The sequence below is a fragment of the Streptomyces sp. NPDC058880 genome (assembly GCF_042742535.1).
Lineage (GTDB): Bacteria > Actinomycetota > Actinomycetes > Streptomycetales > Streptomycetaceae > Streptomyces.
Map to the genome: position 1 here is coordinate 15,245 of NZ_JBHYMC010000013.1, position 12,116 is coordinate 27,360.

General features: G+C 72.5%; 10 protein-coding genes. 3 read left to right on the plus strand and 7 right to left on the minus strand.

Annotated elements, in window-relative coordinates:
• Nucleotides 1–3: 3 nt before the first annotated feature.
• From ACFW2G_RS10360 to ACFW2G_RS10385, 6 genes are all read right to left on the minus strand, one after another.
• A complete protein-coding gene (locus tag ACFW2G_RS10360; protein WP_037922388.1) occupies nucleotides 4–453 on the minus strand; it encodes an SRPBCC family protein in 450 nt (149 codons plus the stop codon).
• A gap of 163 nt (nucleotides 454–616) precedes the next feature.
• Nucleotides 617–1,279, minus strand: coding sequence for a DUF4230 domain-containing protein (locus tag ACFW2G_RS10365; RefSeq protein WP_384581775.1), 663 nt, complete (start codon nucleotides 1,277–1,279; stop codon nucleotides 617–619).
• Nucleotides 1,280–1,336: 57 nt separating this feature from the next.
• On the minus strand, nucleotides 1,337–1,768 hold the full coding sequence (locus tag ACFW2G_RS10370; RefSeq protein ID WP_384448966.1) for an ATP-binding protein: 432 nt from the start codon (nucleotides 1,766–1,768) through the stop codon (nucleotides 1,337–1,339).
• 181 nt (nucleotides 1,769–1,949) lie between these two features.
• Complete coding sequence (locus tag ACFW2G_RS10375; RefSeq protein WP_384448969.1) at nucleotides 1,950–2,909, minus strand: anti-sigma factor RsbA family regulatory protein; 960 nt, start codon at nucleotides 2,907–2,909, stop codon at nucleotides 1,950–1,952.
• Nucleotides 2,906–3,256, minus strand: coding sequence for a hypothetical protein (locus tag ACFW2G_RS10380; protein WP_384448972.1), 351 nt, complete (start codon nucleotides 3,254–3,256; stop codon nucleotides 2,906–2,908). Before ACFW2G_RS10380 ends, ACFW2G_RS10375 begins: the two co-directional genes overlap by 4 nt.
• Nucleotides 3,257–3,265: 9 nt before the next feature.
• The gene (locus tag ACFW2G_RS10385; RefSeq protein WP_384448975.1) at nucleotides 3,266–4,210 is read right to left on the minus strand and encodes a SigB/SigF/SigG family RNA polymerase sigma factor; all 945 of its coding nucleotides are present in this window, start codon (nucleotides 4,208–4,210) and stop codon (nucleotides 3,266–3,268) included.
• A gap of 258 nt (nucleotides 4,211–4,468) precedes the next feature.
• Here ACFW2G_RS10385 and ACFW2G_RS10390 point away from each other — a divergent pair, with 258 nt between their 5' ends.
• Nucleotides 4,469–4,813: an STAS domain-containing protein gene (locus ACFW2G_RS10390; RefSeq protein ID WP_037922399.1), complete on the plus strand. Its 345-nt coding sequence runs from the start codon at nucleotides 4,469–4,471 to the stop codon at nucleotides 4,811–4,813.
• Nucleotides 4,814–4,843: 30 nt separating this feature from the next.
• Here ACFW2G_RS10390 and ACFW2G_RS10395 read toward each other — a convergent pair whose 3' ends face one another.
• On the minus strand, nucleotides 4,844–5,281 hold the full coding sequence (locus ACFW2G_RS10395; RefSeq protein WP_384680903.1) for an ATP-binding protein: 438 nt from the start codon (nucleotides 5,279–5,281) through the stop codon (nucleotides 4,844–4,846).
• 342 nt (nucleotides 5,282–5,623) lie between these two features.
• On the opposite strand from ACFW2G_RS10395, the gene ACFW2G_RS10400 reads away from it, so the two are divergent.
• A complete protein-coding gene (locus ACFW2G_RS10400; RefSeq protein ID WP_384581779.1) occupies nucleotides 5,624–9,643 on the plus strand; it encodes a HAMP domain-containing protein in 4,020 nt (1,339 codons plus the stop codon).
• Nucleotides 9,640–12,051 (plus strand): SpoIIE family protein phosphatase, encoded by a 2,412-nt coding sequence (locus tag ACFW2G_RS10405; protein ID WP_384581781.1) that lies wholly within the window; start codon nucleotides 9,640–9,642, stop codon nucleotides 12,049–12,051. Before ACFW2G_RS10400 ends, ACFW2G_RS10405 begins: the two co-directional genes overlap by 4 nt.
• Nucleotides 12,052–12,116: the final 65 nt, after the last annotated feature.

The window sequence follows — 12,116 nt, forward strand, 5'->3', positions numbered from 1 at the left end:
TGATCAGACCTCGCCGCGCCAGGCGCCCGTCTCGATCCCGCGGGACTCGATGAACAGCTTGAAACGCTTCAGATCCCCGGTGACCTGACGCTTGACGAAGCCGAGCTTGTCGGCCGCGGCCTCGGCCACGCCGTCGGGCACCCAGTTCATGTGCAGCACGACCTTGGTGGTGGTCGCGTCGACCGGCTGGAAGGTGACGAGCCCGGCCTGGCGGGGCTCACCATCGACCGTCATCCACGCCACGCGCCGGTCTGGGAGCTGCTCGGTGATCTGCGCGTCGAACTCGCGCCGGACGCCACCCACGTTCGTCACCCAGTGGGTGAGCGTGTCACTGCGCTGGTCGACGCGCTCGACCCCCTCCATGAAGGCGGGAAAGTCCTCGAACTGCGTCCACTGGTTGTAGGCCGTGCGTACCGGCACGTTGACCTCGACATACTCCTCGACGTGCGACATGCGCATCCTTTCCGCGTCGTCGGCCGTCCCGCGCCCCCGAGGCGCGGGGGCCCGTCCGGACGTCTCGAAGGCGCGGCTACCCGGCCCCGGACCGGCCATGCGCCGGTACGGCGCGGGCACGGCCGAGGGTGCGGGCTCGCGCGGGCGCGCGACCCGGAGCCGGTCAGCCGTAGGCGATCACCACGTCGCGGAAGCCGAGGGAACCGAGCAGCCCCTCCAGCATCGACGTCGTGTTCTTCTCGGTCCGCTCGGCCAGGCCCGCCGTGCGGGCCGCCTCGTCGATGTGCTGTGCGGCGAGCTTCTGCACGGCCTGCTCACCGGCCGGGTTGTCGGAGAACAGGTCGCCGATCCGGTCCAGCAGGCCCCGCTGCTTCGACACCGCGTACGAGCGGTTCGGGTCGAGGGTCGCAGGGCCGAGTACGGCGTGCGGCAGCCGGATCGTGGCCGCGGTGCGGTCCTCGTTCACGGTGACGCTGCGCTCGTCCAGCCCGCCCATGTCGACGTAGCCGCTGACCGTGCCCGCGCCCACGTACAGGGTGCGGGTCCCGCGGATCGCGTCCGGCAGGAAGGGCGCGTCCTCCTCTAGGTCCACGACCACCTGGAAGTTGCCGACGGCGCCCTCGTAACGGTCCATGTCCTGGACCGATTTGAGCAGTGCCGGACCCGACCGGTCCCGGGTGTCGTGGCCGAAGAGGCCGCCGAACGCCGGAACCAGGCTGAAGCGCTCCACGAGCACGATCAGCACCACGACCACCGCCACGCCGACGACGATCCGCCCCCACACCGGGTGCCGCGTGCCGCCCGGCCGATCCGAAGAGGTTTCCATGTCCCGCGGATACCCCGCGGGCACGACTCCACTACGCGGGGACGCCGTCCACCCGCCCTAGTGGCCGGTGGGCCTGCCGGACACCAGCCGGGCGGCGTCGATCTCGGCCCAGACGGCCTTGCCGCCGGGGTGCGCGTCCGCACCCCATCGATCGGACAGCCGCTCCACTATGTGGAGGCCGTGACCGCCCGGTACGCCGCGCCGGGTCGAGGGATCGGGGTGGGGGAGCGTCGTCGAGCCGTCGCACACCTCGATGCGCAGCACCTTCCCGGCCGTGAGGACGAGCTCGTGACAGCCGTCGGCGTGCAGTGACGCGTTCGTCAGCAGCTCGGACACGAGAAGCAGGGTGTCCTCGGCGGTCTCGGTCCCGTACCAGCCCCAGTCGCGCAGGGCCTGTCGCGTGAAGTCACGCCCCTTGGCGACGGAGCCGCGGACGCCCGCCAGGGCGAGCCGGCGGCGCTGCCCCGCGGCGGGTAGGCCGACACTCACAGGATCACCCGTTTCCGGTCCGACGGTCTCCACCGAGCTCTCTCACCCCCGCGTTGACACTGGTCTCTGTCCCAGGCGTATGCCCGGCGCGGGCACGATCGATGTACGGTACCGGCCACGCGTCGCAGACGGCCTCCCGCTCCGCCCGGGCAGGCGCACGACATTGTAGGCGACCGCCGTCTCAGGGCGTGGCCAGGTGCAACCGCAGCGTGAAGCCGGACTCCGTCGCACGGACCTCGACCAGGTCGCAGAGCTGGTGGATCATCCACAGACCGCGGCCGCCGCGGGCCGAGGCCAGCGAGGGGCGGCGTCGTCCGGCCAGGGGGTCCGCCAGGTGTCCGTCGTCGCGGATCTCGGCGACGACCCCCGCCGCGGGCCCCGAGACGCTCCACAGGCGCAGCGTGCCCGTCCCGCCGCCGTGGCAGAGGGAATTCGCCGCGCCCTCACTGATCGCCATGACCAGGTCACCGCGGCGTGTCGCGGTCAGCGCGGTGCCTCGCGCCCACCTTTCGGCGTACGCGCGCACCGAGGCCAGCCCGCCGCGGGCGTAGGCGAGGAGGGCCACCGGGCCGTCGGGCTCGGGCAGCGGGCGGTCCAGGTCCGCCGTGACCCGGGCGGCGTCGGTGTAGGCCTCGCTCGGCAGCTCCCGGCCCTGCTCGATGAGCGTGGGGTGGGTGCGCCGGGCGCCGTCCACCACGGCGGGCTCCAGCCCGGCCACGTCGTACGGGCACAGGACCGTGGCGGGCCGGTCGGCGAAGGCTGTGTTGATGAGGGCCTCGTGCCGGGTGGCCTCCAGCACCTCGGCGGGGGAGCGGCCGGGCCAGACGGGTTCGCCGACGATCCGTGCCGCCCGCCCCGGGTCCCGGTCGGCGAACTCCTGGAGGGCGGCCAGGACGCGGCCCGGATTGCGGCCCAGCTCCGCCATGTCGGTCCAGGTGATGCCGGTGCTCCCGTCCGGGCCGAGGCTGTCGCGCAGGGCGTCCAGGCGACGTCCCGGAACGGCGACGAGCACCGGCTCGTCGGAGGCGAGGGCGGCGCGCACGAATCCGCTCACCCCCGTCACGTACTCGGTGAGGTTCCGGTAGAAGAGGGCGGGGTGGAGGAAGGGTCCGGGCCCGCCGGGCGCAGGAGCGGGGATCATGCTGCGGCCTCCGGCGCGGCGTACTCGTCCGGGAGCATCTCCACCACTTCGTGGTGCGGGTGCGGGTGCGGGTGCGGCAGGTCGTCGGGCAGCGGGCGCCGCTCCTGCCGGCCTGGGTCCACCGAGGCCCGTACACCTGCGGTGACCTCGGCGGGGGCGGGGAGGACCGCGGCGGACGGACCGAGGTGCACGAGGGGCCCGGGTGTCCCGGTCGCGACGCCGAGGACCCCGGGGACGGCTTGCCGGGCGCCGAGGCCGCAGGTGCCGCTCGGGCGCGCGTCGCGCCGGCCCCGCGTCGGCGGGGCGGTCGGCGGCGCGGTCGCGCCCGGGTCCGGGTCCGGCGTCATGGTGCGGGCCTAGGCCGTGAGCATGCCGGCGCGCAGCCGGGTCAGGGTCCGGGACAGCAGGCGGGAGACCTGCATCTGGGAGATGCCCAGTTCGGCGCCGATCTCGGCCTGGGTCTTGTCCTGGCCGAAGCGCATCTGCAGGATCCGGCGGTCGCGTTCGTCGAGCTGGTCCAGCAGGGGCGCAAGGGTGTGGAAGTCCTCGAAGAGCTCCATGGCGGGGTCGACCTCGCCGAGGCGCTCCGCCAGGGGCCGGGTCGTCCGGTTCGCGGTGGAGGGTGCGTCGTCGTCCGCGCCGGCGGCGTCGAGGGAGCCGCTCGTGTAGCCGTTGGCGGCCACCAGCCCGTCGATGACCTCCTCCTCGGACAGCTCCAGGTGCTGGGCGACCTCCTTGACCGTCGGCGCCCGGCCCAGGACGTCGGTCAGGGCCTCCTGTGCCTTGGCCAGTTCCGTGCGGAGCTCCTGCAGCCGTCGGGGGACGTGCACGGCCCAGGTCGTGTCGCGGAAGTACCGCTTGATCTCGCCGGTGATGTACGGCAGGGCGAGCGTGGAGAACTCGACCTCCCGGTCGAGGTCGTAGCGGTCGATGGCCTTGATGAGGCCGATGGTCCCCACCTGGATGATGTCGTCCATGTCGAGGCCGCCGCCGAGCACGCGGGCACGGAAGCGCCGTGCGGCGAACTGCACGAGCGAGAGGTTCATCTCGATCAGGGTGTTGCGGGTGTACTGGTACTCGCGCGTGCCCTCCTCGAGGGACTGCAGCCGACGGAAGAAGTGCCGCGACAGCTCACGTGCGTCGCTGGGCGTCACCTCACGGGCGTTGTCCACCCGGGTCGGCGTTCCGCGCCGTGTCAGGTCCTCGTCCCGCGCCGGTGTTCCCGGGTCCTCCCGGTCACGTACGGGGACGCGCGTGTCGGTTGCGCTAATGGGGCCTACAACGGTGGCCGAGCGAGACATGGTGGGCCGCTCCCTCCCGATTGACTGCGGCTGCCGTCGCGCTTCTGCCCCGGCATCGCGTGTTCACACACTCCGGTTCCGGAGGCTCTCCCGCGCGTCGCCGGCCTGCGGCCGCCGAGGTCCCGGCCGACCCGGGGGAGCGGTGCCGCCCTGGTGAGCAGGCATACTCCCTTGACGAGGACGTACCGAAGCAACACACGTACAGAAGCACACGTACAGAAGCTACAGACGTGCAGGCGGCGATCCGTGGAGGCGGACATGAGCGGATTCGGGGACGCGTACCAGCCAGGTGCGGTGGGGGAGGGCTATCCGGCGGGAGGCGGCTGGGTGGTGGCGGCCCACGGGGAGCTGGACCAGGACACGCTGAACCCGTTGGAAGGGGCCCTCACCGCGGCGGCCGGCCGCCACTCGCTGGTGGTTCTGGACGCCGGCTCCATCACTTTCGGAGACTCCTCCTTCTTGAACCTGCTCCTGCGCCTGCACCACCTCACCGGGCTGCGCATCGCCGCCCCCGGCGAGCAGTTGCGCCGGCTCTTCGCCGTGACCGGGGCCGACACGGTCCTCTCCCTGCACGCGAGCGTCGAGGACGCCCTGGCCGCGTGAGCCCGCGCCGCTGAGCTCCCGGCGTCCGGTTCAGCCGGCGCACGGCTCGGCCCGGTGCGGGTCCGGGCCGCCCGCGGGGCGGAAGCAGGCTGTGACCGCCTTGCCGCCGTGGCACGAGTGGACGTCCAGCGCGTCGGCGAGCGCGGTGACGATGCCCAGCCCGCGACCGGAGGTCGCCGTCGCGTCGGGCCCGGTGCGATCGGCGCGGGGCAGCCGCGGATCGGCGTCGGCGACGCTGACGTGCAGGCAGATGCCGTCCCAGGTCAGTACCAGGTGCGCGGTGCCGGCGGCGTGCAGGTGGGCGTTGGTGACCAGTTCGCTGACGCAGAGCAGTACGGAGTGCACGGTGTCGGCCGCCGCGGCGTTCCACGGCAGGGACGCCAGGTGCGCCGCCGTCCACTGCCGCGCCGCCCGGACGCCGTGCGACATCGGGAACGAACGTGCCCAGCCGACCGCCTTGACCGCCAATGTCCTCACTCCCTTCCGTCGTGGTGCCCCCTCCGTCACCGGTTCGTCTACCCGGAGCCCGCGGCGACATCCGGGGACTTCGGAGCACCGCGGGCGGAAGGTCAGTTCGGGCCGTCCCCCGGCCGGGACGCCGGGCCGGTCCGCTCCTCGGGATTCCGGAGGTACCGCCCTGCGGAGTGATCGAGCGTGCTCCGCCGCCCCTCCGGCGGCGTTAGCCTTCACCGGACCGGTGCCGCGGTGAGGACGGATCCCGGCGGAGCCGGGCGCTCCGGCATGCCCTGCCGTCGTTGGGCCTGTCCTGTCCGCGGATCGGCGCGGTTGTATCGAGAGTGAGGGTGACGAATGGCCGAGCGGGCGGGCGCGGATCCACGGGGTGGCGCTGCGGCGTTGCCGGGTGGCGGAATCGGAGAGTCGGAGCTGCGCCGGTTGCTGGCCGGGCTGACCGCTGTGCGGGACGGGGACTTCCGTACCCGGCTGCCCGACGGGGCGGACGGGCTGCTCGGGGAGATCGCGACCGTCTTCAACGGGATGGTCAACCAGCTGTCGCTGTTCACCTCCGAGGTCACGAGGGTCGCACGCGAGGTCGGCACCGAGGGCCGGCTCGGCGGTCAGGCGGACGTTCCCGGGGTCGGGGGAGCCTGGCTGGACCTCACGGATTCGGTCAACTTCATGGCCGGAAATCTCACCGCCCAGGTGCGCTCCATCGCCCAAGTGGCCACAGCCGTGGCCAAGGGCGACCTCTCCCAGAAGGCCACCGTCACCGCCCGCGGGGAGATCCTGGAGCTGAAGGAGACCATCAACACGATGGTCGATCAGCTGTCCGCGTTCGCCGGGGAGGTGACCCGGGTGGCCCGCGAGGTCGGCACCGAGGGCCGGCTCGGCGGCCAGGCGGACGTCCAGGGCGTCTCCGGAACGTGGAAGGACCTCACGGAATCGGTCAATGTCATGGCCGACAACCTGACGGCCCAGGTCCGATCGATCGCCGAGGTCACCACCGCCGTCGCCCAGGGCGACCTGACGCAGAAGATCAGGGTGGACGCGCGCGGGGAGATCCTGGAGTTGAAGGAGACCATCAACACGATGGTCGATCAGCTGTCCGCGTTCGCCGACGAGGTGACGCGCGTCGCCCGCGAGGTCGGCACCGAGGGCAACCTGGGAGGCCAGGCCACCGTCCAGGGGGTCTCCGGCACCTGGGAGGACCTCACCGACAACGTCAACGTCATGGCGTCCAACCTGACCGGACAGGTCCGGTCGATCGCCCAGGTCGCCACCGCGGTCGCCCGCGGCGACCTGTCGCAGAAGATCACCGTCGAGGCGAAGGGCGAAGTGGCCGCGCTCGCCGGTGTCATCAACACGATGGTCGACACGCTGTCCGCGTTCGCCGACGAGGTGACCCGGGTGGCCCGCGAGGTCGGCACCGAGGGCCGGCTCGGCGGCCAGGCCCGGGTCCCCAACGTGGCGGGCACCTGGAAGGACCTCACGGACAACGTGAACTCCATGGCCAACAACCTCACCGGCCAGGTCCGCAACATCGCCCTCGTCACCACCGCCGTCGCCAACGGCGACCTGTCCAAGAAGATCGACGTGGACGCCCGCGGCGAGATCCTGGAGCTGAAGACCACCATCAACACGATGGTCGATCAGCTGTCCGCGTTCGCCGCGGAAGTCACCCGGGTCGCCCGCGAGGTCGGCAGCGAGGGCCGGCTCGGAGGTCAGGCCGAGGTCGAAGGGGTCTCCGGCACCTGGAAGCGGCTGACCGAGAACGTCAACGAACTCGCCGGCAACCTCACCCGCCAGGTGCGGGCCATCGCCGAGGTCGCCAGCGCGGTCGCCGAGGGCGACCTGACCCGTTCGATCACCGTCGACGCCTCCGGTGAGGTCGCGGAACTCAAGGACAACATCAACTCGATGGTGGGATCCCTGCGCGAGAGCACGCGGGCCAACCAGGAGCAGGACTGGCTCAAGTCCAACCTGGCCCGCATCTCCGGCCTGATGCAGGGCCACCGGGATCTCGCCGCCGTCGCCGAACTCGTCATGGACGAACTGACGCCGCTGGTCGCCGCCCAGTACGGCGCCTTCTACCTCGCCGAGGACGCCCCCCGCGGAACCGTGCTCACCCTCGTCGGCTCCTACGGCCGCCCCGCGGGCAGCGCGGCGGGCACGAGGTTCGCCCTGGGCGAGTCCCTCGTCGGGCAGGCGGCCCGCAGCCACCGGATCATCGCCACCGACCGGGTCCCCGGCGACTACGTCATCTCCTCCGGGCTCGGCCACACGACTCCGGGCAGCCTGGTCATCCTTCCGATCGTCGTCGACGACCAGGTCCTCGGCGTGATCGAACTGGCCTCCTTCAGCGCCTTCACCCCCGTGCACCGGGACTTCCTCGCCCAGCTGATGGAGACCATCGGCACCAACGTCAACACGATCGTCGCCAACGCCCGCACCGACGAACTCCTCGGCGAGTCCCAACGGCTCACCGGCGAACTGCAGGCCCGCTCGGAGGAACTCCAGGTCCAGCAGGAGGAACTCCAGCGTTCCAACGCCGAACTGGAGGAGAAGGCCGCCCTCCTCGCCAGCCAGAACAGCGACATCGAGGCCAAGAACCTGGAGATCGAGCAGGCCCGGCAGGAACTGGAGGCCCGGGCGCAGCAGCTGTCGCTGGCCTCCACCTACAAGTCGGAGTTCCTGGCCAACATGAGCCACGAGCTGCGCACCCCGCTCAACAGCCTCCTCATCCTGGCCCAGTTGCTGGCGCAGAACCCCACCCGCAACCTCACCCCCAAGCAGGTCGAGTACGCGGGCATCATCCACTCGGCCGGCTCCGACCTGCTCCAGCTGATCAACGACATCCTCGACCTGTCGAAGGTCGAGGCAGGCAAGATGGACGTCAACCCCGAGCTGGTGCACCTGCCCCAGCTGCTGGAGTACGTCGACGCCACCTTCCGCCCGATGACCACGCAGAAGAGCCTGGACTTCACCGTCACCACCGCCCCCGACGCGCCCGGCGACCTGCTCACCGACGACGCGCGGCTGCGCCAGATCCTGCGCAACCTGCTCTCCAACGCCGTCAAGTTCACCGAACGCGGCGGCGTCGAGCTGCGCATCGAACCGGCGACGGCCCCGGAGATCCCCGCCGGGGTCTCCCGCCGCGCCCCCATGCTCGCCTTCCGGGTTCGGGACACCGGCATCGGCATTCCCGAACAGCAGCTGGAGTCCGTCTTCGGCGCCTTCCAGCAGGCCGACGGAACCACCAGCCGCAAGTACGGCGGCACCGGCCTCGGCCTCTCCATCAGCCGCGAGATCGCCCAGCTCCTCGGCGGAGCCGTCACCGCCGAGAGCACCCCCGGCCAGGGCAGCACCTTCACCCTTTACCTGCCCGTCAGCCGCGCCGACTACGAGGACGGCCCGCACGGCGAGCCGGCCGGGACGCGCTCGCCCGGGGGCGGCACCCAGGCGTCCGATCCGGGCGGCCGCAGGACCGCCGCGGCGCTTCCGGCGCAGCGCCGCCCCCGTCGTCTGCTGGTGATCGAGGAGCGGCCGGGCGGCCTGCTCTCCCTCGTCGCCGAGAGCGCCGACCGCGACCTCGTCCCCCGTCGGCACGCGGCCGGGGAGCGCGGCGGCATCCAGGTGGTGGGCGCCACCAGCTCGCGGGAGGCGGCCGCCGCGCTGGCGTCCGACGCGTTCCACTGCGTCGTGCTGGAACTGGACATGCCCGGGGGCGAGGCGCTGCGTTTCCTCGACGCGCTCAACGGCGACCCGGCCCTCTCCTCGCTCCCCGTCCTCGCCCATGACAACCCCCGGGGCCGGACCGGCCGGCAGGAGGCAGCGCTGCGCGAGCGGGCCGTCTCGCGCCGGGTGGAACTGCTGTCCAGCCTGGACGAGCTGCGCGAACGCATCGCCCTCCACCTGTCCGCCGAACAGCCTGGGGACGTAGTGCCCCACAGGCAGGCGGACGCGGGGCGACAGGACGCCCACCTGCCCGACGCCGACCTGGCCGGACGCACCGTCCTCGTCGTCGACGACGACGCTCGCAACCTCTTCGCCCTCAGCGGGATCCTGGAGCTGCACGGCATCCGCGTGCTCCACGCCGAGGACGGCCGCAAGGGGATCGACACCCTCATCGCCAACGCGGACGTCGCCCTGATCCTGATGGACGTGATGATGCCGGAACTGGACGGCTACGCGGCCACCGCCGAGATCCGGCGGATGCCGGCCTACGAGGCCCTGCCCATCATCGCGGTCACCGCCAAGGCGATGCCCGGGGACCGGGAGAAGAGCCTCGCAGCCGGCGCCAGCGACTACGTCACCAAGCCCGTCGACGCCGACGACCTCATCGCCCGCGTCCGCCACTGGCTGACGCGGTGACCGGGGACACGACACGGCAGGAAGCCGTCCACCCGCCGTCGGCACCGGTCGCCGCCCGCACCGTCCCGCAGCAGTCCCCGACGCTGCTGGGGCGGCTCGTCGCCACCGTCGAACGGCTGCGCCGGGAGGTGCTGGAGGCGCAGGCCGCCGCGGACGGCCGGGCGCTGGTCGAACTGGCCAAGGGCATCCTCATCGGTCAGCTGAACTGCACCCCGGCCGCGGCGGCACGCCAGCTCGACCTACTGTGCCGGGAGAGCGGCACGTCGCGCCTCGAACTCGCCGCCGACATCGTCAACCAGGCGTCCCGCGACCACGTCAGCGAGATCGCGGCGGCGTTCGTCGACCGTGCCGGTACCGATGACGACCCTGTGGGGCACCCGACGGTCTCGGTCCGGCTGCGTACCGCGGAGAGCGGCATGCTGGCCGCGGCCTCCGACACCCAGGCCGTGGCCGATTCTCTCCTGACCCATGCCCTCGACCCGCTCGGAGCCGTCGCGGTGGCCGTCTGGACCGCCGTCCCCGACGGCTCGCTGGCCCTCGCCGGACACGCCGGGTTCCCGCCCGGGGAGGCCGCCCGCTGGCGCCACGTACCCCCGGGCGTCTCCACCGTCGCCGGTCTCGCACTGCGGGAGCGCCGACTGGTCACCCTGCCCCGCACCCGACGCACCGGCCTCCCCTCGATCGGCCACCTCCAGTGGCCCGACGGCGGACGGATGGCCGTACCGACCGGGACGGGGGGACGGATCCACGGTGTCCTGGAGATCTGCTGGCCCCAGCCCCTGGCCCCGCAGCCGCCGCAGATCGAGCGCCAGGTCGAGGCTCTCGCCGAGCTGTGCGCCCGCACCATGGACGCCGCGCCGCCCGGCGATCCGGCGGTCGGCGACGCGGTGCTCCCGGACGTAGCGGAACTCACCGACCTCGCCGAGGGTCTTCAGGACCCTGCCGTGGTGCTCACCCCGGTCCTCGACTCCGAGGGCCGCCTCACCGACTTCAGGATCCGGCACGTCGGCAGCCGGTTCGTCGATCCCGTGGGACGGCCGCGCGGCGACGTCAACGGGGCGCTGCTGCTGGAGGCCTACCCGATGGCCGCCGCCGAGAACGGGCTGTTCGACATCATCGAGCGCGTCCACGCGACGGGCGAGCCGTTCCGGGCCGAACGCATGAGCCTGACCGCGCTGGTCGACCAGATCCCGCTCACCTCGGTCGCGGATATCAGCGTCAGCCGCCACGGCGCCGCCGTCCTCCTCATCTGGCGGATCGAGGACGAGACGGCCCGACTGGCCAACCTCCTCCAGCACGCCCAGCGCCTGGGCCGCATCGGTGGTTTCGAGGAGAACCTCGCGACCGGGGAGACCACCTGGAACGCACAGCTCTACGCCTTGCACGGGCTCCCGGCCACCGCGGACCCCGTACGGCTGCGGGAACTTCCCGGCCACGCCCATCCGGACGACTCGGCCGCCCTCGGCCGTTTCCTGCGGGCGCTGCTGGGCCACCGCCGCCCCTCCTCGGTCAACTTCCGCCTCCAGCGGCCCGACGGAATCACCCGCCACATCCGGGTGGTGGCCGAGCCCGTCCTCGACGCGGACCGTCGGCTGCACGCCGTACGGGGCGCCTACCAGGACATCTCGGCCCAGCACTGGACCGAGGTGGCGCTGGCCGCGACCAGGGACCAGCTCGCCCACACCGAGGCCGAGTCCGCCGAACGCAACCGGCTGGCGCTCCAGCTCCAGCACGCCATCATGCCGCCCACGCCACCGGCCATCGAGGCCCCGGGGATGCGGGTCGCCGTCCGCTACCGGCCGGCCGAGACCGAGTCGCTCGTCGGCGGCGACTGGTACGACACCGTGGTCCTGCCCTCCGGCCTGATCATGCTGTCGGTGGGCGACGTCGCCGGGCACGGCATCGAGGCCGCCACCGGCATGGTCGTGCTGCGCAACGCCCTGCGCGGCCTGGCCGTGACCGGCGCGGGTCCGGGCCAGCTGCTCTCCTGGCTGAACACGGTCACCCACCACCTGGCCAAGCACGTGACCGCCACCGCCGTGTGCGGCCTCTACGACCCGGGCACACGGCTGCTGCGCTGGGCGCGCGCGGGCCACCTGCCGCCCGTACTCGTCCGCGGAGACCAGGCGGAGGCCTTCCCGCTGATCGAGGGCCTGCTCCTCGGCGCCCTGCCGGACGTCGCGTACGGCGAGCGGGAGGTCCGGCTGGAACCGGACGACACCCTGCTGATGTACACGGACGGGCTCGTGGAGCGCCGGGACTCCTCGGTCCAGGACTCGCTGGGCCACCTGGTGAACGCGGCCGCTGCCGGAGCGGGGGACCTGGACGCACGGTTGGACCGCCTCCTGGCCGGGAGCCGGTCGGACACGGACGACGACACTTGTGTGATCGGTATCCAGGTGGGTTGACCACGATGCCCTACCTGCCGGTAACTTGAGCGCGGCCCAGAAGCGCCGACGGAAGGAACGGGCAC

Bases quoted from the DNA above. Each gene is read 5' to 3' on its own strand.
- ACFW2G_RS10380 (WP_384448972.1), bottom strand. From the start codon at position 3,256: ATGACGCCGGACCCGGACCCGGGCGCGACCGCGCCGCCGACCGCCCCG.
- ACFW2G_RS10360 (WP_037922388.1), bottom strand. From the start codon at position 453: ATGTCGCACGTCGAGGAGTATGTCGAGGTCAACGTGCCGGTACGCACG.
- ACFW2G_RS10385 (WP_384448975.1), bottom strand. From the start codon at position 4,210: ATGTCTCGCTCGGCCACCGTTGTAGGCCCCATTAGCGCAACCGACACG.
- ACFW2G_RS10390 (WP_037922399.1), top strand. From the start codon at position 4,469: ATGAGCGGATTCGGGGACGCGTACCAGCCAGGTGCGGTGGGGGAGGGC.
- ACFW2G_RS10375 (WP_384448969.1), bottom strand. From the start codon at position 2,909: ATGATCCCCGCTCCTGCGCCCGGCGGGCCCGGACCCTTCCTCCACCCC.
- ACFW2G_RS10365 (WP_384581775.1), bottom strand. From the start codon at position 1,279: ATGGAAACCTCTTCGGATCGGCCGGGCGGCACGCGGCACCCGGTGTGG.
- ACFW2G_RS10400 (WP_384581779.1), top strand. From the start codon at position 5,624: ATGGCCGAGCGGGCGGGCGCGGATCCACGGGGTGGCGCTGCGGCGTTG.